The organism is Dictyoglomus sp. SSW (assembly GCF_055181335.1).
The window spans coordinates 381,994-403,627 of the sequence record NZ_CM143705.1 but is presented as its reverse complement, the minus strand read 5'-3'; the positions used below and the strand labels follow the sequence as shown (position 1 = coordinate 403,627).

The 21,634-nt window shown below is 32.2% G+C and carries 17 protein-coding genes; 10 read left to right on the top strand and 7 right to left on the bottom strand.

Annotated elements, in window-relative coordinates:
- Positions 1 to 30 precede the first annotated feature (30 nt).
- Together ACY3JM_RS01820 and ACY3JM_RS01815 are read right to left on the bottom strand one after the other, a co-directional pair.
- Positions 31 to 1,965: a fibronectin type III domain-containing protein gene (locus tag ACY3JM_RS01820; protein ID WP_463111561.1), complete on the bottom strand. Its 1,935-nt coding sequence runs from the start codon at positions 1,963 to 1,965 to the stop codon at positions 31 to 33.
- Positions 1,966 to 2,114: 149 nt separating this feature from the next.
- A complete protein-coding gene (locus ACY3JM_RS01815) occupies positions 2,115 to 3,458 on the bottom strand; it encodes an MFS transporter (RefSeq protein WP_463083086.1) in 1,344 nt (447 codons plus the stop codon).
- A 295-nt stretch (positions 3,459 to 3,753) separates the two neighbouring features.
- Here ACY3JM_RS01815 and ACY3JM_RS01810 point away from each other — a divergent pair, with 295 nt between their 5' ends.
- Positions 3,754 to 4,488: a metallophosphoesterase family protein gene (locus ACY3JM_RS01810; RefSeq protein ID WP_463083085.1), complete on the top strand. Its 735-nt coding sequence runs from the start codon at positions 3,754 to 3,756 to the stop codon at positions 4,486 to 4,488.
- Here ACY3JM_RS01810 and ACY3JM_RS01805 read toward each other — a convergent pair.
- Positions 4,472 to 5,467: a LacI family DNA-binding transcriptional regulator gene (locus ACY3JM_RS01805; protein WP_463083084.1), complete on the bottom strand. Its 996-nt coding sequence runs from the start codon at positions 5,465 to 5,467 to the stop codon at positions 4,472 to 4,474. The two genes, ACY3JM_RS01810 and ACY3JM_RS01805, sit on opposite strands and share 17 nt — an antisense overlap.
- 213 nt (positions 5,468 to 5,680) lie before the next feature.
- Here ACY3JM_RS01805 and ACY3JM_RS01800 point away from each other — a divergent pair, with 213 nt between their 5' ends.
- The 7 genes from ACY3JM_RS01800 (at position 5,681) to ACY3JM_RS01770 (ending at position 15,238) form a co-directional block, all read left to right on the top strand.
- Positions 5,681 to 8,047, top strand: coding sequence for a GH36-type glycosyl hydrolase domain-containing protein (locus tag ACY3JM_RS01800; protein ID WP_463083083.1), 2,367 nt, complete (start codon positions 5,681 to 5,683; stop codon positions 8,045 to 8,047).
- A gap of 64 nt (positions 8,048 to 8,111) precedes the next feature.
- Positions 8,112 to 9,527, top strand: a complete 1,416-nt coding sequence (locus ACY3JM_RS01795; protein ID WP_463111560.1) for a hypothetical protein — start codon at positions 8,112 to 8,114, stop codon at positions 9,525 to 9,527.
- Positions 9,431 to 11,629 carry a glucoamylase family protein gene (locus tag ACY3JM_RS01790; protein WP_463111559.1) on the top strand — a complete coding sequence of 733 codons (2,199 nt, stop codon included), beginning with the start codon at positions 9,431 to 9,433 and terminating at the stop codon, positions 11,627 to 11,629. The genes ACY3JM_RS01795 and ACY3JM_RS01790 overlap by 97 nt, the downstream gene beginning before the upstream one ends.
- A 54-nt stretch (positions 11,630 to 11,683) precedes the next feature.
- Entirely contained in the window at positions 11,684 to 12,889 is a 1,206-nt protein-coding gene (locus ACY3JM_RS01785) for a sugar ABC transporter substrate-binding protein (protein ID WP_463111558.1), read from the top strand.
- A gap of 57 nt (positions 12,890 to 12,946) precedes the next feature.
- Complete coding sequence (locus ACY3JM_RS01780) at positions 12,947 to 13,822, top strand: carbohydrate ABC transporter permease (protein WP_463083080.1); 876 nt, start codon at positions 12,947 to 12,949, stop codon at positions 13,820 to 13,822.
- A gap of 10 nt (positions 13,823 to 13,832) precedes the next feature.
- The gene (locus tag ACY3JM_RS01775; RefSeq protein WP_463111557.1) at positions 13,833 to 14,666 is read left to right on the top strand and encodes a carbohydrate ABC transporter permease; all 834 of its coding nucleotides are present in this window, start codon (positions 13,833 to 13,835) and stop codon (positions 14,664 to 14,666) included.
- A 353-nt stretch (positions 14,667 to 15,019) separates the two neighbouring features.
- Positions 15,020 to 15,238 carry a nitroreductase family protein gene (locus tag ACY3JM_RS01770; protein ID WP_463111791.1) on the top strand — a complete coding sequence of 73 codons (219 nt, stop codon included), beginning with the start codon at positions 15,020 to 15,022 and terminating at the stop codon, positions 15,236 to 15,238.
- Between the two features lie 226 nt (positions 15,239 to 15,464).
- On the opposite strand, the gene ACY3JM_RS01765 is transcribed toward ACY3JM_RS01770, so the two are convergent.
- From ACY3JM_RS01765 to ACY3JM_RS01750, 4 genes are all read right to left on the bottom strand, one after another.
- Positions 15,465 to 16,277: an ABC transporter permease gene (locus tag ACY3JM_RS01765; protein ID WP_463111556.1), complete on the bottom strand. Its 813-nt coding sequence runs from the start codon at positions 16,275 to 16,277 to the stop codon at positions 15,465 to 15,467.
- A gap of 17 nt (positions 16,278 to 16,294) precedes the next feature.
- On the bottom strand, positions 16,295 to 17,155 hold the full coding sequence (locus ACY3JM_RS01760) for an ABC transporter permease (RefSeq protein WP_463092080.1): 861 nt from the start codon (positions 17,153 to 17,155) through the stop codon (positions 16,295 to 16,297).
- Positions 17,152 to 18,261: an ABC transporter ATP-binding protein gene (locus ACY3JM_RS01755; RefSeq protein ID WP_463111555.1), complete on the bottom strand. Its 1,110-nt coding sequence runs from the start codon at positions 18,259 to 18,261 to the stop codon at positions 17,152 to 17,154. The genes ACY3JM_RS01760 and ACY3JM_RS01755 overlap by 4 nt, the downstream gene beginning before the upstream one ends.
- A 71-nt stretch (positions 18,262 to 18,332) precedes the next feature.
- Complete coding sequence (locus ACY3JM_RS01750; RefSeq protein ID WP_463111554.1) at positions 18,333 to 19,445, bottom strand: ABC transporter substrate-binding protein; 1,113 nt, start codon at positions 19,443 to 19,445, stop codon at positions 18,333 to 18,335.
- Positions 19,446 to 19,594: 149 nt separating this feature from the next.
- Here ACY3JM_RS01750 and ACY3JM_RS01745 point away from each other — a divergent pair, with 149 nt between their 5' ends.
- Together ACY3JM_RS01745 and ACY3JM_RS01740 are read left to right on the top strand one after the other, a co-directional pair.
- A complete protein-coding gene (locus ACY3JM_RS01745; protein ID WP_463111553.1) occupies positions 19,595 to 20,644 on the top strand; it encodes a glycosyltransferase family 2 protein in 1,050 nt (349 codons plus the stop codon).
- Positions 20,634 to 21,245 (top strand): glycerol-3-phosphate acyltransferase, encoded by a 612-nt coding sequence (locus ACY3JM_RS01740; RefSeq protein WP_463111552.1) that lies wholly within the window; start codon positions 20,634 to 20,636, stop codon positions 21,243 to 21,245. The genes ACY3JM_RS01745 and ACY3JM_RS01740 overlap by 11 nt, the downstream gene beginning before the upstream one ends.
- Positions 21,246 to 21,634 lie beyond the last annotated feature (389 nt).

Here is a 21,634-nt window from a genome sequence, read left to right as displayed (position 1 = left end):
AGAGGACATCCTCTCCCCTAAAAATCTTTTTTAAAATATAGATTCTATATATCCATCAATATACTTAACCATGGGAACACCATTTAAAAGATAAAGATCAGCAAGTTTAATACCAGCATTATTTTTTATAGTACCTGTAAATACATCATCTCCACTTTGATTCCCATCTACTGTAAAGCTAACAATTAATCCATCTTGATTATTCAAAGTAACATTTAATATTCTTGTTGATTCGTTATAAGATGATACAGGACTCTGAGGCGTCTTAAGCCATACCTTTGAACCATCAGGATTTGTCCTTTCATATCCTGCATTTATAACATAAACTTGATATGTATCATGTCTTATCCCAAGATTTGCATCGATTTTTGGTCTTTGAGGAGCTTCTATATGACCTGTAAAATTGGCATTCCACTTAGGGAAATTATTAGGACCATACTCCTCATAAGGATTATAACTTTCTGGATTTAAATATTCACCTGTAATAGTACCTGTAAAGTAAGCACCAGTTGGCTGACCATTCATCATCTCTCTAAAGGTTCCTGTAAAGGAGATATTCTTGGGAGGATTTTGAGTATTACCATTCTGATAGGTTACATGTACAAATGTTATATCAAGACTTCCTTCTGCCTGTGCTGTTGTAGTGGTAATTTGTCCAGAAACATATATTCTCTTCAAATAAGATAACCATCTCTCTTGATTTTGATCATACCATTCTCCAAACTCTGCATAAAGTTTCCTGTTATTATTTCTTAAATCGATATTTAAATAGGGTGAAGTAATCATACCAGTAATTGTTATTGTGGCAGGGAAATTAGAATTGGCAAGTTTTGTTGCTGTATAGTTTCCATTTATACTCATATTACCATCATTAGTTCCCATAGTAACATTTAACTCTCCATTTGTTGGGAAATTATTAGCATCAAAATTAACTGTAAGGTTACCATCATCAATTAGAGAATTACCTTTATATCCTTGAAAAGCTATCTGAATCGAGGATGAATTTTCCCATTGATTAACATCAGCAGTTATATGGAGAACATAACCTATCTCTGTATACTCAAAGGTATATGTTCCTGGTGGAGATGCTTGAGATACACAAGATAAAATAAATCCTATTCTGTCTATTGTTTCACTAAGATCTGGAACAATCTTCTCATGTATTTCTTCAGATAATCTATTAAATGGTGTATCAACTATTCCAGGAACCCCTATGCCTTTATAGTCATGAATTGTAAGTATGGTATTTCTTAAATCAGCTACTAACAACTTTGCCTTTGTTACATCTCCACTCTGAGTTGTAGTAAATTTCCAAGTTGGTCCATCTGTTTGAGCTCCTTTACTGTCCTTTGCAATTACTTTCCAATAATAGGTGGTATTATAATTTAAATTTTTTACCTGATAGCTACTTGTAGGGTGATTTTTCACTAACATTCCTAAATTATTTTGATTTACTCCAAAGTAAACATCAAATACTAAAGGATCGTTGTCTGGATCTGAGCACTCCCAGCTTAGAATAACCTCCGTAGGAACATTATTTTCATTATCTTGTGGATTTGGATTAGCAGGAACACTTGGTGGATTATTCGTTTGTCCTTCAGCTTGAGTAGTAAAGCTCCATACTGGTCCTTCCTTGACACCACCCTTTCCATCCTTTGCTACTACTTTCCAATAATACGTAGTATTGAATGCTAAATCCATTATATGATAACTCGTAGAGTTATGATTCTCTTTAATACAATATAGAGAATTAGCATTTGTTCCAAAGTAAATATCAAATACTAAAGGATCACCATCTGGATCTGAACACTGCCAACTCAATACTGGATCAAGAACTACAGAAGTTGCACCATCTGGAGGATTTGGATTATATGGAGTATTGGGAGGATTATTAGTAGGTTTTGGAGTACAACCTCCTATCAGCAATACTAAAAGAATTAATATAAAGAGTTTTCTAATAATCATGAGAATCATCCCCCTCTCCATTATTTTTTAAAATTTTGATATTATTTTATCACATTAATAAAATCAAAAAAGTGATTTAGATCACTTTTTCTAAATTTTCTAAAATAAAAAAGCAGAAAAATATCTCGTTAAAATAAAAAAATTAAAATCTACTCTTTGTTTCTCTGAAAAGATGCCCATATACCTAAAGCACAAAGTAAAGTAAAGATGTATAAAAGTATTCTAAAGGCATACATAAAATCAAGAGAAAATTCCAAACCTGACATATCCTTCAATAAAATAGAAAAAACAGAATTAACAAGTGCCATGCTAAAGGTCTGCCCTAAAACTCTCATGGTTGCTAAAGTAGAAGAAGCTACACCATATAGACTTCTATCCACACTCCCCATAATAGCATTGGTATTAGGCGAGGAAAAAAGTGCAAAACCAAAACCTAAGAAAAATCCAGATAGAGAGATAAGAAAAATTGGAGTATTAGGAGAAAGAAAAGATAAGAAAAATATAACTATAGAGATTATCAACATACCCAAAGAAGCTATTATACCTGGATCTTTCCTATCTGATAATCTTCCTGCCCATGGAGAAAATATAACCTGCGAAATCGGCTGAAAGGATAGTAAAAAACCTGCAATATGAGGAGCAATATATTTTACACTTTGGAGATATATACTCAAAAGGAAAGAAAGGGCAGATGTAGCACCATAGTTTATAAAAGCTGATAAATTTGAAAATATAAATCTTCTATTCCTAAAAAGATTTATAGGAAATATAGGATTAGATATCTTCTTTTCTACGTAATAAAATAAAAACAATAAATAAGCTCCAAATAAAATACCCATGATTCCCAATTCATTCTTCAGATTTGAAAGTCCTAATAAAATAAAAGTAACAGAAAAGGCATAAAGAAAAGATCCTAAAAGATCAAATTTCACACTACTTTGTCCTTCCAATTCTTCCTCTACAAAAAGACTCATTATAAAAGAAATCATCCCTAATATTAAAGTAAATATAAAAATACTTCTCCAGGAAAAATACTTAGTAAGAAAACCTCCTAAGGATGGTCCCAAAGACAAACCTAAATACACAGATGTAACATAATATCCTAAATTTTTACCTCTCTCAGATGATAATGAAATAGACGATACTAAGGCTGGGGTTGTGGCAAAAAGAATAGATCCTCCAAACCCCTGAATAATCCTTGAAAATGCGAGAATATCATAATTAAAAGATAATATACTTATTAAGGCTCCAATAGAAAATACAAATAATCCTATAGAAAATAATTTCTTTCTTCCGTAAATATCAGCAATCTTACCAAAAGGAAGAAGTAAAAAAGCATTTGAAAGAAGATATAAAGTAGACAACCAGCTTAAGGAAACAGTATAAAGATAAAATTCCTTGCCAATAGCAGGTAAAGCCACATTAATAGCAGAGGCAGAAAAGGAAGTAATAAAAGAGCCAAGAAGTACAGCTATAAAAAGTTTATTTCTCATATCTTACCTCTTTAATCTTTCCTCAAAAGTCTTAAATATCTTCTTATTAAATATGTCTCTAAGAAAAACAAACTAATATCTTCATTTCTTTTCCTCTAATTTTTTAAATAATTTTTTAAAATTTTAACACAACCTCAAGAGTTTCAAAAGGTATAAATTTCAATTCCTTTTTATAACTCTTAAATTTTAACCACCCTTTTTGTATAATAGTAACAAGATTGTCTCAATTTGGACTTTTAGTCCATTTATCTAAGAGGTGAGATAGCTGATTAAAAAAATACTTAAGATAATATTCTTGATATTTTTTGTCTTTTGGGAAATATTTTCTATCTCTTATTCCTTTACTTTTGCAGTAATTGGTGATAGAGCAGGAAGACCTGTAAAGGGAGTATTTGAGAGAAATTTTTCTGAAATTTTAAAAAGAAAACCAGATTTTATTATTCAATTGGGAGATATCTTAGATAATAGTAGTGAAGAGGAATATAATTTTTTAAGAAATCTTATAAAAGATGTCAAAATTCCCATTTATTTTGTCCCTGGAAATCACGATCTAAAGGGTGATCCCAAAGGTGAAAAGTATCAAGCCTTTACAGGAAGACCTCTTTATTATTATTTTGATTACGAAAACTCAAGATTTATAATTCTTAATAATTCTTCAGGAAAAATAGGAAAAGAACAAATGAATTGGCTTATTAACATATTAAAAAACACAGATAAAAAATATAAATTTGTTTTCATGCATCAGCCCATTATATCTCCCAGTTTTTTCTTCTTATTTCATAAGGCAGATCCTTTTGAGTCTAAGGAACTTATGAGAATTTTTGAAGAATATAAAGTAAATTATGTCTTTTCAGGACATATTCATATGTACTATAGAAAGGTAATAAATGGAGTAACCTATATAATTTCAGGAATTGGAGGGGCTCGCCCTTACGTATCAACAGAAATTGATGAAGGGAAACCCCATTTTATCTTGTTAGAGGTTACAGATAAAGGAATAAAAGAAGAAGTAATCAGACTTTCCTGGTAGATTCCCTTAAGATAAGCTCAACATCTAAGGTAATATTGCTATATTTTAACCTTCCCTTTATTGTATTTATTAACATATGAGCAGAAAATGAACCAAGTTCATACATTGGTCTTCTTACAGTTGTAAGCTTAGGTTGTACATATTGGGCTAAGTTTATATCATCAAATCCCACAATGGATATATGGTCAGGAATTTTAAAACCTTCTTCTTGCAAAGCTTTCATCGCTCCAATTGCCATTTCATCGTTAGAGGAGAAAAATGCAGTAGGCATTTCTCCTTTTTTCCTTGAGATAAACTCTTTCATTGCTTTATAACCTGATTCCTCAGTAAAATTACCTTGAATAATTAAATCTTCATATACTTTTAATCCAAATTTTTCCATTGCTTTTACAAATCCTTTATATCTTTCTTTATTATCATAAGAATCTGGAGGACCACTAATAAAACCAATCTTCCTATGATTTAATTCAATAAGATGTCTTACTGCTTCAAAAGCACCCTTCTCGTTATCTATAAGAACACTACATACATTAACTTCTTCTAATTTCCTATCTAAAAGGACCAAGGGTATGTTTTCTTCTACAAGCTCTTTAATATCATCATTTGAGACCACAGGAGTCATTATTATGGCACCATTAAATATTTTTTCTTTTAAAAAAACCAAGGAAGATGGTCTTCCATGACCAGATTCGCAAAATATGACTAAATTATATCCCAAAATATGAGCCACATCTAGGATTCCCTGAACCAATTTATCATAAAAGGGGCCATTAATTTCATGAACTATAAGGGCTATCAAATCAGTTCTTAGCTTTTTTAAATTTTGAGCAAATTTATTAGGGATATAATTTAACTCCTTTGCAGCTTTTAAAACCTTCTCTCTTGTTTTTTCACTTACCTTATTACTATTATTCAATGCATAAGAAGCAGTAGAAATAGAAACACCCGCAAGCTTTGCCACATCTTTTATAGTGACCAAATAAAATCCCTCCTTTTAAAGAAACGTTTTTTATAATTTTATACAGTTTTTTTCAAATCTTCAAGGATTTTTATAAAGAATAAATAGAAATACTAAAATTTTAAAGTTAAATTATTTACAAAATTTACTCTTGACAGAAGAAAAATTTAAAATAAAATTAAAGTAGAAACGTTTCATATTTTTTTCAAAATAAATTATATATGAGAGGATAAAATGAAAGAGAAACTTTTCGAAAATAAATATGGTTATTTTACTGAAAATGGGAAGGAGTATGTCATAAAAACTCCACAAACTCCTAAACCTTGGATAAATGTTATCAGTAATGGAGATTATGGTATTGTTATATCTAACACAGGTTCTGGATATAGCTTTAGGACTCATGCATCTCTAAATAGAATAACTCGCTGGAATCAAGATCTTATAAAAGATGATTTTGGAAAATATATATATGTAAGAGATAACAAGAAAAAAATTTTTTGGTCCATACCTTGGAAACCTGTATGTTCAGATTATGAAAATTTTGAAGCCATATATGGCTTTGGCTACTCTATATTTAAAACAAAATATTACAATATAACTTTTGAATTAACTCTTTTTGTCCCTTTAAAGGATCCATTAGAAATATGGATTCTTAAAATAATAAACGAAGATAAAAAGAAAAAAGACCTTTCTCTTTTTACTTATCTTGAATGGAATCTTGGATCCGCTCCTGATTGGCATAGAGAATTTCATAGAACCTTTATTGAAACCTATTTTAACAAAGAAAAAAACTATATCTATTCAAGGAAAAGATTATGGGAAATCCCTAATGAGAAAGGAGAACATTGGAACAAAGATTGGGATTATACGGCTTTCCATTGGGTAAACTATCCTGTAAGTGAAGCAGAAGGCTCAAAAGAAGAGTTTATAGGAATGTATAGGGACTTGGTCTCTCCTAAGGCACTTATTGAGGGAAGATTAACAAATACTTTTGGAAAGTGGGAAGATGATATCGCATCTTTGAAAATTGATATAAAACTTGATCCTTGTGAAGAAAAAATCTTAATCTTTTCCCTTGGAGCAGTAAAGAATAACTCTGAGGAAAATATTGAAAAAATTTTAGAAAAATACAATACAAAAGAAAAAGTAGAGAAAGCCTTAGGAGATGTTAAAAAGATGTGGGAAGACTTATTATCTGGTTTTTATGTAGAGACAAAAGATCCAGCTTTCAATATTATGAATAATTACTGGCTAAAATATCAAGCCATTTCTGGAAGACTTTGGGCAAGAACAGCATATTACCAATTAGGCGGAGCTTATGGTTTTAGAGACCAATTACAGGATAGTCAGATATTTTTGTATCTTGATCCTAAAAAAACTTTTGATCAGATAAAACTTCATGCAAAACATCAATTTTCCGATGGATATGTTTATCATTGGTGGCATCCTATTAGTAAGATAGGACATAGAAATGAGATATCTGACAATAGACTTTGGCTTCCCTTTTTAGTTATTAGATATTTAAAAAATACAGATGATTGGTCTATCCTTAAAGAAATCATCCCATATATAGATAGCGGTGAAGGAACAATATATGAACACTGCTATAAAGCCATTGATCTAAGTTTAAAGAAATTTAGTCCTCGAGGACTTCCATTAATAGGAAATGGGGATTGGAATGATGGAATGAATGCAGTAGGAACAGAAGGAAAGGGTGAAAGTATATGGTTAGGGCACTTTCTATATGGAATACTTCTTGATTTTTCTTATGTGGCAGAAAAAGAAAAAGATTTTGATAGAGCAGAATATTATAGAGAAAGAGCAAAAGAACTTAAAGAAGCAATTAATAAATATGGATGGGACGGAGAATGGTATATAAGAGCCTTTAAGGATAATGGCGAGCCAATTGGAAGTAAATCATGTGAGGAAGGAAAAATATTTTTAAATGCACAAAGTTGGGCAATTTTAAATGATTCTGCAGAAGAGAACAAAAAAGAAAAAGCTTATGAATCTATGAAAAAATATCTTTTTAGAGAATATGGTCCTTTACTGCTATATCCTGCTTATACAAAACCTAATCCACAAATTGGATATCTTACAAGATATGCACCTGGAGTTAGAGAGAATGGGGGACTGTATACCCATGCAGGATGTTGGGCAGTCTTAGCAGTATGCAAAGTAAAAGATAAGATTGCTTACGAGATTTATAAAAGTTTTATGCCCATTTATAGAGGAATGAACCCTGATCTATACCAAGTAGAACCTTATGTAACATGTGGAAATGTAGATGGTCCAGATTCAAAATATTTTGGAAGAGGAGGATGGAGCTGGTATACAGGATCTGCAACTTGGTATTTCATAGCGGGAATAGAAGGAATCTTAGGAATAATTCCAACCTGGGAAGGTTTAAAAATCTCTCCAAACATTCCTGAAAACTGGGATGAAGTAAAAGTTAAAAGATTATTTAGAGGAAAAATTTATGAGATTTATATAAGAAGAAAGGGAAAATTTGAAATCTTTTTAGATGGTAAAAAAATTAATGGGGACACTATTAATTATCAAGGGCCTAAGAATCCTGTTTTTGTAGAAGTAAATATTTAAAAGGGGGTGAGAAAAATTAAAAGATTTTTGTTCCTTTTATAAACAAAAATAAGGGGGGTTTTTTATGAAAAGATTTTTAATGATTATTTTAATATTAATTTTTCTTGGAAATCTCTCTTTTTCTTTTGATTATGTAAATCCTATGGATGAAATAACAGGATTAAGCGATGATAATACAGGAGCAAAATTTGAAAAAAGCATAGAATACGTAGCAGATGGAAAACATTCTATAAAAATTATTCCTTCAGGAAAATCTGATGAAACAAAAATAGCATTCCAAATATCTGGAGAGATATTATCAAAATGGGCAGAAAAAGATTTATTAAAGATATCAGTTTTCATTAAAAAATCTGCAGAAACAAAACCCAACAAATTCTTCCTTGGAATAGCAGATGTAACTACTGATTGGGCTTGGGTTGATGGTGTTTTCTCAGAAAGTAAAGCAGTAGATGGATGGAACGTAGTAGAATTTAAGCTTTCTCCCAAAATGAAGGATGTTAAATCTGATGGAAAATACATGCTATATTTTGCATTTATTGAGGAAAAGGATGGAAAGAAAATTCCCATAAAGGACCCTTTCTATGTAGATAAAGTAGTTATTGAATCCTTCGAGGAAACCAAAGAATTATACATATGGAGCATGGATACATTATCTGAGATAAAAACATTTGATAATGATAATACAGGAGCAGTTTTTGAACTAAGCGATATTTATGTTGCAAATGGTACAAATTCTATGAAGGTAATACCTAATGGAAAGAGCCTTGAAACAAAGGTAGCATTATGGCTTCCAAAGAATATGATAAGCATATGGAATGAAAGTGATAAAGTAATTATGAAAGTATACATTCCAGAAGAAATGAAGATTAAGCCTGAAATGTTCTTTATGGGAATGGGAGATCTTACAAAAGGCTGGGAATGGGTAGATGGTACATTCTCAAATACAAAAGTTACAGAAGGATGGAATGACATAGAATTTGTACTTACTCCAAAGATGAAAAGCTTGGCAGAGAATGGGAAATATAAAGTTTATCTTGCCTTTGCAGGATATGATGAAAAAAGAAATAAAGTTCCATTAGTGGATGCATTCTATATTGATGGATTATATGTAAGTTATGTTGGAGAATTTGCATATATATGGACTATGGATACAAAAGAGGAGATTGAAACCTTCAATAACGACAATACTGGAGCGGTTTTTGAACTAAATACTGAATATGTAATTCAGGGAAATGCTTCAATGAAGGTAATTCCAGATGGTAAGAATTTAGAGACAAAGTTAGCAATGCCTATACCAAAAGATAAGATTGAGATATGGAATAAAGGAGGAAACAAGATTATACTTAATTTATATATTCCACCAGAGATGAAAATTAACCAGAAATGTTCTTCCTTGGAATGGCAGATCTTACAAAAGAATGGAGATGGGTCGGAGGAGTATTTTCAAGCACAAAACCCACTGATGGATGGAATGCTATAACCTTTGAACTTGCAGGAGAAATGACAAGACCAGAAGTCGGTGGAAAATATATGGTTTACCTTGCCTTTGCAGGATATGATGAAAACAGAAATAAAATACCTTTGACAGAACCATTCTATATAGATGGACTTTTCATGAAGATAGAGAAGAAGAAATTAACAAGAGAAGATCTTCTTGCAAAAGCAGATCCTAAGATAAAAGAAGAAGTAACAAGACTTTTAGATTTAAGTGATAATGCATTATTAGACGAAATCCAGAAAAAGACCTTCCAATACTTCTGGAATGAGGCAAATCCAGAAAATGGGCTAATAAAAGATAGAAGCACAGCAGATTCACCATCAAGTATAGCAGCTGTAGGATTTGGGTTAACTGCAATTCCTATAGCAATTGAAAGAGGATGGATAACAAAGACAGAAGGGTATAACAGAGTACTTACCACTTTAAAGAGCTTTGCAGAAGGAAAAGTAGAAGGATATAATGGTTTCTTCTATCACTTTGTAGATATGAAGACAGGAAAAAGAGTATGGAACTGCGAATTATCATCTATTGATACTGCTCTATTTCTTGCTGGTGTAATCTTTGTAGGAGAATACTTCAAAGGAACAGAGATAGAATCACTTGCAGATAAAATATACAGAAATGTTAATTGGCAATGGATGCTTGCAGGTGGAAGCACCTTATCTATGGGATGGAAGCCTGAAGGTGGTTTTCTCGGAGGGAGATGGGGAGATAACTTTGATGAAGGAATTCTTGCCACTCTCTTAGCTATAGGTTCACCTACATATCCTATTCCAGTTTCTGCATGGGATCTATATTCAAGACCTATAAATGACACATACATCTCATTTAAAGATGAAGTACTCTTTGTCTATCTATATCCCAATATTTGGATAGACTTTAGGAATAAGGAAGACAAATATGCAAATTACTTTAATAATGCAGCAGCTGCAGCAAGATACAATTACATGTTTACCTTCCTAAGAAAGAGTGAGTATCAAACATATGATGATGATATATGGGGACTTTCCGCAGGTGATGGTCCCGGAGGATACAGGGCCTATGGAGCATCAGAAGGAAATCACGATGGAACTATAGTTCCTTATGCATCCATCGGAGCACTACCTTTTGTTCCAGATCTTAGTATGAAGGCTATAAAAGGAATGTTATCTAAGCATGGACCACTAATCTGGGGTAAATATGGATTTGTCAGTGGATTTAATGTGGATGAAAATTGGTATTCTAAAGAACACATAGGGATTGATCAAGGGACTATTTTACTCATGATAGAAAACTATAGAACAGGTATGGTTTGGAAATACTTTATGCAAAATAAATACGTAAGAGATGCAATGAGAAAGATAGGATTCAAGTATAAGAGGGCAGATTATGCAGTTACTCCTTGGTATAAAGAAGAATATGAAAAGAAAGCCTTAGAGGCAAAGATGAAGTCTACACAAGCAGTTAAAATAGAATCTTCTCCAAAGATTGATGGAATTTTTGAAGATTTATGGAAATTAGCAATTGAGAATAAAGTTACTGAAGATATGAATGTACCAGGATTTACAAAAGTAGATAAGAAAAAACAAATTCTTCATAGTAACTTCTATGCTTTGTGGGATAATGAATATCTATATCTTTATGCTAAGGTCTATGATGAATATTTAGTAATAAATATAGCCCCTACAGATATTGGAGCATTCTATAGAACAGATTCCATAGAATTTTACCTTAATCCATTAGTTGCAGGCTCCAATGCAGGAATATTTAAGATTGCAATTTTACCTTTTGATACCACAGGAAATGTTCAAGCGGTAAGACATGAAGATGCAAATCCCGGAGATATAAAAGTTGTAGCACCAGAAGTAAAAGTTGCTTCTAAGAGGACTGACTATGGATATGATATAGAAGTTGCCATACCCTGGAAATATTTAGGTGTAATCCCTAAAGAGGGAATAAAAATTGGATTCTGTCATACCATACATAATTCTAATAAGCAAGATGCAGGTATTGGTGCATATGTAAGAGAAAATATGCTATCTTGGGTTGATCTCCCTGAGATATGGGCACATCCTGAAAACTGGGGAACCTTAGAGCTTAAGTAAAAAATTTAGGGGGGAGAAACTCCCCCCTATAAAAAGGCCTTGGGGGTGTAAGAAATGAGAAGAAATTTATTAATAATTATGATCCTCTTAATAATTTTAAGCTCTTTTTCCCTCTCTCAAGTTAAAACAATAAAAATTTGGGCTATGGGAGAAGAGGCAAAAAATCTAAACATTATGGCAGAAAAATTCACAAAGGAGACAGGCATAAAAGTTGATGTCCAACCTCTTCCATGGACTGCAGCTTTTAGTAAGATCTTAACAGGAGTTGCTGGAAGACAGGTCCCAGATCTTGCTATGATGGGAACTACTTGGATGGCACCCTTTTCCGCTATGGGAGCTTTTGAGGATCTTGGAAGCTATATTGCTAAATCTAAAGTAGTTAAGCCTGAAAATTTCTTTGCAGGCTCATGGGAAACTGTAGTTTATAACAATAAAGTATATGGAGTACCATGGTATGTAGATGTGAGGGTACTTTATTATAGAACAGATATGCTTAAAGAAGTAGGATATAACAAGGCACCAGATACATGGGATGAACTTTATGATGCAATTAAAAAACTTTCCCAAAAATATGGCGTAGGGAAAACAGGAATAGGTCTTTCTCCAACAGAAGCTGCAAACTTTATGCCCTTCGTTTGGCAGAATGGTGGAGATATTATTGACAAGAATAAGAATATCCTTGTTAAGAATCCAGAATTTATAGAAGCTTTAGAATTCTATTCCAGATTCTTCAAAGAAAATCTTGTAGCAAAAGGTGGGGCAAATGTCTTTGTAGATTTTGAATCAGGACTTCTCCCAATGTTCTTTTCAGGTCCATGGATGGTTTCCATGATAAAGGAGCAGGTTCCCAAAATTACGGGGAAATGGACAGTTTCAATAATGCCAAAGAAAAAGACAAGAACATCTTTTGTAGGAGGATCAAACTGGGTAATATTCAAGGATTCAAAAAACAAAAAAGAAGCTTGGAGCTTTATAGAGTTTATGACAAGATCTGAAAACCAATTGGAGTGGTATAAGATTTTAAGATCGCTTCCTGCATTAAAAGAAGTATGGGAAAGGCCTGAACTTTCTAACGACCCAATAACAAGGGTATTCAGAGAGCAATTAGATGATGCAAAATCTACACCTATAGTTCCAGAATGGGATAAGATTGAAACCGCCTTAGGGAGAAGAGTAGAAGAGGTATGTCTCGGAAATAGAGATGTTAAAGAAGGAGTAGAACTTCTTTACAAAGATTTACAGAAGATATTGAGGAAGTAAAGAATGGGGCTGGAATTATCCAGCCCCTATCTAATTTTAAGGGGGTATCTTTATATAATGAAGAATAAAATCTGGGAGATATTTTTATTTATTGGTCCATCTTTACTCCTTTTGTTAGTCTTTACTGTTCTTCCTGTAATAACATCTTTATTTTTAAGCATAACAGATTTTAATGCTTATTCTTTTTTGGATTGGAGTAAAACAAAAATTATCTGGTTCCAAAATTTTATAGATGTCTTGCATGATGACTTATTTTGGAAAGCAGTCCTAAATACATTTTATGCCTTTATTCTTGCTTATCCTTTAACTATCTTTTTTTCTTTGCTTTTTGCATTTCTCTTAAATAGAGAGGAAACTTATTTTAAAAATTTCTTTCGCCTACTTATTTATCTTCCATCTGTTACAAGTACTATTGCCATAGCGGTAGTATGGTCATGGATATTAAATCCTAAATATGGCCTTTTGAATTGGTTTTTAGGACTTTTTGGATTACCACCTCAGGAATGGCTCTCTGATACAAGATGGGCAATGTTTGTAGTAGTTTCCCTTGTAGTATGGAAGGCAATAGGTCCTAATATGCTCCTTTTTATCGCAGGGCTTCAAGGAATTCCCGAAGAATTATACGAATCAGCTGAAATTGATGGGGCAAATAGATGGCAACAATTTTGGTATATTACTCTTCCAGGATTAAGACCAGTACTTCTATTTGTATCAGTTATGTTAGGAATTGGCTATTTACAATTATTTGAAGAACCTTATATGTTAACAGGAGGAGGACCCTTAAATTCTACCCTTTCCATAGTTTTATATCTATATCAAAAAGGTTTTAGAGCCTTTGAATTTGGATACGCTTCCTCTGTTGCGCTTATTTTATTTGTTATGATCTTCGGCCTAACTTATATTCAAATGAAAATGAGAGTTTTTCAGGATTAGAGGTGAAAATATGAGAAAAAGAAAAGTAGGTATACTTCAGCAAATCTTAGTTCATGGATTTTTAATTATAGCTTCTATTGTTACCGCAACTCCCTTTTTTTGGATGCTTATTACATCTTTTAAAACTCCTGGAGAAATATACACAATTCCTCCCAAATTCATTCCATCAGAAATTACCCTTAAAAATTATATAGATCTTTTTAAAGGAATAAATTTTTGGAGACCTCTCTTAAATACTCTAATTATTGTTACCATTGCACCACCTCTTTCTATTCTTCTTAATTCAATGGCGGGATACGCCTTTTCTAAATTTAGATTTAGAGGAAGAGATACTTTAATATTTCTTATTTTAGCTACTATGATGATTCCGGGTCAAATGACATTGATTCCTGCATATTTAATAGTAAGAATTCTTAACATGCTAAATACATATCAAGGGATTATAATTCCAGGTCTTGTGGGAGCAGGAAGTATATTTTTCTGGAGACAATTTATAAAAGGAATACCTGATGATTTAATAGAGTCTGCTAAAATAGATGGAGCAAACGAAATTTTTATCTATTTTAAAATAATTTTACCTCTTTCTACACCATTTTTTATAACTTCTTTTGTTTTTGCATTTATTGGAGCATGGAACTCTTTTCTTTGGCCTCTTATTGTAGCAACTGATGAAAGCATGTACACATTACCTGTTGCAGTATCAGTTATTGCAGGACAGTATGGAGAAAACATTGGAACAATTCTTGCAGGATCAACTATTGTTGTCTTTCCTATACTCATTGTCTTCTTAATTGCTCAAAGATATGTAATAAAAGGAATCGCTATGACAGGTTTAAAATTTTAGCCTATAATAAATGATAATTCCCTTACAAAAATATATCATAACCCTCCCTTAATCTGGGAGGGTTATAATTTATTAAGGTTTCTTTATTCCTACCCCTTCCAATTTTTAAAAAATTATCAATTTACTACCTTAATAATTCCTATGGAAAAATTTAAAAAAAGGACTTTAAAAGGAATTACCACACCCTTTAATACTTCATGCATTGTTAAATTAAGGAGAAGAAGATATATAATTATAAATGAAAATATAGTTTTTTAGTTAACCTCCTCCTTCTCACCTTAAAAATATAGAAAAATATTGAAATTAGGAGGAATTAATATGGTAAATTTAGACAATGAAGTAATAAAAACTATATTGAAGAAGAAAAATTAAAAATTATACTTGAATGCGCCATTTACGCCCCTTCTGCAAGAAATGGTCAACCATGGTTCTTTACAGTAATTCAAAATAAAGCCTTTTTAAACAAAATAAATGAAGATTTAAGGCAAATTATGCTTTCTTCTGAGGATGCGTTTATCAGAGAAAGAGCTAAAAAGAAGATTTTAATGTCTTTCATCATGCAAATACAGTAATAGGAATACTAGAAGAATATAAACCTCTTTGGACAGTAACCTTGGGATATACAAACAATTACCCAGATAAAACTCCCGAAAGAAGAATGGATGTTTTTAACTTTATCAAATAATTTAAGAATTACTACTTTACCCACATTTCCTATGTTTATCTCTTAAAAAACCTACAAGTTTCCCTCAGTAAATAGAAATCCCCACAATTTACTCCCTTCCCCTCATTTGTAAATCATTTACCCCTATATACAAATTGGGTAGGACTTGCAAATTTTAAAGCTATTAAAAGGAAAGTCACAGTAATTAGAAAATAAACTACCGCAAGAGCATCTATGGCCTGAGGAGGACGTGTCCCAGCTGCATAGGCATCATAATAAAGAGCTACAATAACTGTTTGAGATTTTGGCCCTGCTACCAAGAAGGTCAACTCAAACATGGCAATAGTTCTTACAATAGAAAGAAGGGCTGCAGTAAATATACCAGGCACTGTTAAAGGTAATAATACCTTAACAAAGGTTCTTAATCTACTTGCTCCTAAAATTCTTGCAGCAGATTCATAACTAACATCTATCTGTTCAATAAAGGGATATAAGATGAGTACCACATATGGAATTATAGGCACTAAATTAGCAAGAATTACTCCAGAAATCCTTGTAGCAAGTCTTAATTTATATAGCATGGCCGCTAAAGGTATCCCATAAGTCATAGGAGGTACCAACATGGGTACAAGAAGAAGAGATAGAAGAACATTTTTAAATTTAAAATTATATCTTGCAAAAATATACGCAGCAGGATAACCAATAAGAAGCGAGATCAAAGCTACAGATATTACCACTGCAAAAGTGGCAAAAAGAAGCTGTGGAAGATCATGTTCCTTAGCCATATATGAATACCATTCTAATGTAAATATTTTAGGAAACCAATCTGTATACCAATTTTTACTTAAAGAATTCAAAACTACAGTAAAGATTATCCCTAAAACATTAAATACATAAACAAAGATGGCTATCCAATATAAGATTCCTGAAAATTTTATCTTTCTCATTATTTAAAAAATCCCTCCTATCCCTTTCCTCCTGAAGTAGCAACAATTTTGAAAAATCTTTGTCTTATAAGCATAACAATAAGAATAAAGATAAGTTCTACTAAGCCCATAATAATGGCAATAGCAGATGCCATATGAAAATCAAATTTTTCAAAAGCCCATTGGTAAGCTGCTATAGAAATTACTCTTGTAGGCCCAGATGGTTGACCTAATAACACAGCAGAAGGAAAAACTGTAAAGTTCATGACAAAATTCAAAGCGGTAGCCATTGCTATTCCTGGCATCCAAAGAGGGAATATAATTCTTCTAAATATATACCATCTGCTTGCACCAAGTATACTTGCAGCCTTCTCTAAGGTAGGATCAATTCCAGATATATATCCTAAAAGCATTAAAAATACAAAGGGAAAACCTTGAATTATCAATGCAAGAAGTACTCCTAAATAACTATGAGTAAATCTATAAGGCTTATCAATTATTTTTAATGCTAATAATATCTTATTAAGCCAACCGTTTGGTCCCATATAAGTAAGCATACCTTCTGCCACAAAAACACTCCCTAATGTAATGGGTAAAATCAAAAGAAAAGATATTAATTTTTCTCCCTTTATTCCATGACGCATATAGTAGGCAAGAGGCATAGCTATTAATACATTCAATAAAGTAGCAGGTATGGCTATCTTTAAAGTAATCCATATAGTATTAGCATCCCAAGGATCAGATAAAAATTTAATAAAATTTGCAAAGGTAAATTTTCCTTCATCATTAGTTAAGCTTAAAAGAAGACCATATATAAAGGGATAGATAAAAAGGAAAATAAAATATATAAGCACAGGTAAAAGCAATAAAAATACTGTTAAAAATTCTCTCTTTTTCATTGGACATCCTCCTCAGGAAAAACAAGAATTCTCTCAGGAGGAATATATATATTAATCTTATCCCCTGGATTAAGCACTACCTTTTCAATAGTAGATATTTCAATACGTAAATTACCATTTAAGTATCCCCAAAGCTGTCTTACCTGCCCTAAATATTCTATAACCTCAATCCTCAACTCTAAGGAATTACTAGGTCCTTCTCCTATCTTTATATCTTCTGGTCTTATAGAAATATAAAGTTTCTTTTTATCCCTAATAGAATTAAGAACGTGTTCTTTGTATTTCTCATTTAATACTGCATTTAAAACAAAATCTCCTAATTTAAACTCTATTCCTCCATTCTTTACATGGATTACATCCACATTCCATATATTTCTAAATCCTAAAAAATGAGCTACAAATAAATTCCTTGGATATGAATATATTTCTTCTGGAGTACCAATTTGTTGAATCCTCCCCTTATTTAACACTACTATTCTATCAGAAAGTGCTAATGCTTCCTGCTGATCATGAGTTACATATATAGTAGTAATACCTAATTTCTCATGAATGGCTTTTAATTCATACCTCATCTCAATTCTGAGAAGGGCATCAAGGTTGGAAAGAGGCTCATCAAGCAACATAAGACGAGGTTCTGTTACTATACAACGAGCTAAGGCAGTCCTCTGTTGTTCACCACCAGATAGCTGTCTTGGATACTTATCAACATGCTCCTCTAAATGAACCAATCTTAAAGCCTTAATGACCCTCTCTTTTATCTCTGAAGCTGGAATTTTTCTAATTCTAAGTCCAAAAGCTACATTTTCAAAAACTGTAAGATGAGGAAAAAGGGCATAATTTTGAAAAACCATCCCAAAGTTTCTCTTTTCAGGTGGTACAAATCTCTTTCCATCATCTATACATTCATCATCTATGTATATACTTCCACCATCAATAGGTATTAACCCTGCTATTGAATTTAAAATAGTAGTTTTTCCACACCCAGATGGTCCTAAAAGAGTAATAAATTCACCATTTTCGATAGTTAAACTAAAACTATCCACAACCTTTCTGTTGCCATAATATTTTACAAGATTTTGAATTTTAATTTCCTTAAAATCCTTCATTCTATCCCCCTTACCCTGATTTCATATTTTCAAAAAGGGGAGGAAATAATCCTCCCCTTCCATCCTATTATTCACTTTACTTTTGATCCTACTAGTCTATCCCACATATCAAAAGCCTCTACTAATTCTTTTGCTCCAAGTTGGGTAGTTGATGGGAATTTTCTTATAGCATCTTCATATTCTTTCCTCATGGCAGATTTAATCTTTTCTTGAATTTCGGCTGGAGCCTTACTAAGAGGAACATTTTTTATAGCTGGACCAGGATAGAAATATCCATTATCATATGTTAAAGCTTGCATTTCTGGTCTTAAAAGCCATGCCATAAGTTGAAGTGTAGCTTTTTTGCGATTTTCATCTAATCCTTTTGGCATACACATAAAATGCGCATCTGTTACCCAAGTAGTATTTTTCAAGAAGAAACCCTTGAAGGTTTGAGGAATTACTCCCAATATCCTTTGATTCATATCCCAACCAAGATGGCTTGCAATAATATAAACACTTCCCTCTGCTAAAGCTCTAAAAGTAATCGCAGTACCTGTAGGATAATAATCTATATACTTATCAAGCTCTTTTAGATATGCCCATGTCTTATCCCATGTTTTTGGATTTTTAGGATCTTTATCACCTAATATGTAGGGCAATCCTTGCAATAAGCATCTTCCTGGTCCAGAGTTTGCAGGCCTTGCATACATAAATTTACCAGGATTTGCCTTTGCCCACTCAAGAAGTTCTTCAGCTGTTTGAGGTACCTTCTTTAATTTCTCAGGATTATAGGTAAACATTGGTCCTCCGGGGCAATATACTACTACTATTCCATATCCTTGGAAGAGATCAAAGGCCGCTTTTGCTCCAGGAAGATACTTGGTTTCAAGGCCAGGAAAATATTGCTTATAGGTTGGATAGATATTTTCCCAAAGTCCCATCTCCAAACCAGAGGCCATAGCATCATAGCCAGTAAGTACCATAGTAGTAGTTACATTTCCTGCCATCTGTTGCGCCTTTATTTTTGCTGGAAGTTCTGGAGCGGTGGCCTTCAAATACTCAATATCCTCTACTAAATCAGGATGAGCTAATTTAAAGGCCTCTATAGCATCTTTAGTAAGTTGTAAATTTCCTGCCACATCTATAATACTAAGTCTTACTTTTTTCGTTTGCGCACCAATGTTTGTTACAAAAATTAACATTAAAAATAGGATTAAAAGATGGAAAATACTCTCTTTTTACTCATAAGACACCCCCCCAAGTATTTTAATAAATTTTTAACCTTTTATGATCTATTATAATACTTATTTTAATTTTTTAAAAACACAAAAAAATGCTATAATCTGAAAAAATGAAAGAAATTATAATTATAATTTCTTGGGGAATAGGTTGGTTATACTATAAGACTCTTAAATTTCTTAAGAGGGAAGGTCTGATATCAAGAGACTATAAGATCTCTGTTATAATCCCTGCAAGAAATGAAGAGAGAAATCTTCCCAAGCTTCTTTCTCTTCTTGAAAGGCAAACTTACAGACCTTATGAAATCATAGTCGTAAATGACAATTCTGAGGATAATACAGAAGAGGTAGCAAGAAGATTTAATGTAAAGGTAGTGTCTTTACATGAAGAGCCACCAGCAGGATGGGTAGGAAAGAACTGGGCAATATGGAATGGATATTTAGAATCAAAAGGTGAATTGCTTTTATTTCTTGATGCTGATGTGGAACCAAGAGAAGATTTTATAGAGGTTCTTTTAACAAGTTATGAAAAATATAAAGGATTGGTATCTTGTTGGCCATATCAAAGATTTGAAAGGTTTTATGAGCATTTGAATTTTACCTTTAACTTAGTATCCATATTCTCCATGGCATTATTGGGTAAAAAAGATGGGGCCTTTGGACCAGCCATGTTGATATCTAAAAAAGATTACGAAATGGTAGGGGGCCATAAAGAGGTCAAAGATAAAGTAGTAGAAGACATGTCCCTTGCCAAAAATTGCATTCAAAAAAACATACCTGTAAATAACTTCTTAGGAAATGGATATATAAAATTTAGAATGTATCCTAATGGGATTTTAGATCTTTTCAGAGGTTTTAGTAAAAATATGGCCAAAGGAGCTTTTTCAATTAACCTATTAAACTTCCTTCTTATTTTCTTTTATATTTATGGTGTATATGCCAGCATCTTCTATTTCAAGAGCAATCTTTTCAATATACTATACCCCCTTTATGTCTTTCAATTTTATATACTACAAAGAAAATTAGGAGATTATAAATGGTATGATGCCCTATTTTTTCCCTTACATTTTATCTTCTTTTTATTTGTCTTTTCCTACTCCATATTTAGAACCTTCTTTACAAAAACAGTAATATGGAAGGGGAGAAAAATTCGTGTGGATTAACATTTTGGTAATTCTTTTTCAATTTCTTTCAGGTTCCATAATGTACTCATATATTATAGCTAAGATGTTAAATATAGACCTATCAAAAATAAGAGATGGAAACCCAGGGGCATCAAATTTATGGAGAGCAAAGGGATGGAAATATGGCATATTAGCCCTACTCCTTGATTACTTGAAAGGAGCATTACCCCTTACCATTTTTATATCCTTAGGTATGGTAGAGAATAAATATATCATAGCTTTTTCTGCTCTTGCTGGAGTACTTGGACATGCCTTTTCTCCTATGTTAAGATTTAAAGGGGGAAAAGCTGTAGCTGTATCCTTTGGAGCATGGTCTGTACTTACCAAATGGGAGGCTCCTACTATTTTAGGAGCCACTTTTACTATCTTTACAATGATAAAACCTAAAGATACCACTGTAGAAGAGGATGCATTAAGAGTAATCATGGGATTTATAGTACTTTCTCCATACATAACTTATAAATTCTTTTTGGGTGAAAAACATTTACTATTATTTTACGCTGGTAATTTTGCCGTTATACTGTATAAACATTGGAAAGATCTTAAAGGTTATCTCTCAAAATTTTTAAATTATTCGTAAGGGCCTATTTTAGTTTTTTTAAAATATAAGAAAAATTTTCTATAAGTTCTTTAACCTTTTGAGGAGTGGAGTGTTTTTTCTATAAGTTTTTTAATTTTCCATTTTTTCTTTTATATTTATCCCAAACTTCTGAAATAGGAAGTTTAATTATTGTGTGTTTCTTATTGATTATAACCTTTTTATCAAGCATATTTTAGATCACCTATTATTTTGCATCCTGGTAGTGTTTTCTTTTTAAGAATCTACTTATATAGTTCAGATAGATCAATAAATATATATTCAAAATAGAGAAGAAACAAAAGAACTTTATCCTCTTTCCATAACTTTTATATATGAACCCTTATTTCTAATTCTTAGTATGAGTTTGATGGTATTAAGAAAGGTTTTTT

Excerpts from the sequence above, each read along its gene's own strand:
- ACY3JM_RS01820 (WP_463111561.1), bottom strand. The coding sequence starts at position 1,965 with ATGATTATTAGAAAACTCTTTATATTAATTCTTTTAGTATTGCTGATA.
- ACY3JM_RS01815 (WP_463083086.1), bottom strand. The coding sequence starts at position 3,458 with ATGAGAAATAAACTTTTTATAGCTGTACTTCTTGGCTCTTTTATTACT.
- ACY3JM_RS01800 (WP_463083083.1), top strand. The coding sequence starts at position 5,681 with ATGAAAGAGAAACTTTTCGAAAATAAATATGGTTATTTTACTGAAAAT.
- ACY3JM_RS01795 (WP_463111560.1), top strand. The coding sequence starts at position 8,112 with ATGAAAAGATTTTTAATGATTATTTTAATATTAATTTTTCTTGGAAAT.
- ACY3JM_RS01790 (WP_463111559.1), top strand. The coding sequence starts at position 9,431 with ATGTTCTTCCTTGGAATGGCAGATCTTACAAAAGAATGGAGATGGGTC.
- ACY3JM_RS01785 (WP_463111558.1), top strand. The coding sequence starts at position 11,684 with ATGAGAAGAAATTTATTAATAATTATGATCCTCTTAATAATTTTAAGC.
- ACY3JM_RS01780 (WP_463083080.1), top strand. The coding sequence starts at position 12,947 with ATGAAGAATAAAATCTGGGAGATATTTTTATTTATTGGTCCATCTTTA.
- ACY3JM_RS01775 (WP_463111557.1), top strand. The coding sequence starts at position 13,833 with ATGAGAAAAAGAAAAGTAGGTATACTTCAGCAAATCTTAGTTCATGGA.
- ACY3JM_RS01765 (WP_463111556.1), bottom strand. The coding sequence starts at position 16,277 with ATGAGAAAGATAAAATTTTCAGGAATCTTATATTGGATAGCCATCTTT.
- ACY3JM_RS01760 (WP_463092080.1), bottom strand. The coding sequence starts at position 17,155 with ATGAAAAAGAGAGAATTTTTAACAGTATTTTTATTGCTTTTACCTGTG.
- ACY3JM_RS01755 (WP_463111555.1), bottom strand. The coding sequence starts at position 18,261 with ATGAAGGATTTTAAGGAAATTAAAATTCAAAATCTTGTAAAATATTAT.
- ACY3JM_RS01750 (WP_463111554.1), bottom strand. The coding sequence starts at position 19,445 with ATGTTAATTTTTGTAACAAACATTGGTGCGCAAACGAAAAAAGTAAGA.
- ACY3JM_RS01745 (WP_463111553.1), top strand. The coding sequence starts at position 19,595 with ATGAAAGAAATTATAATTATAATTTCTTGGGGAATAGGTTGGTTATAC.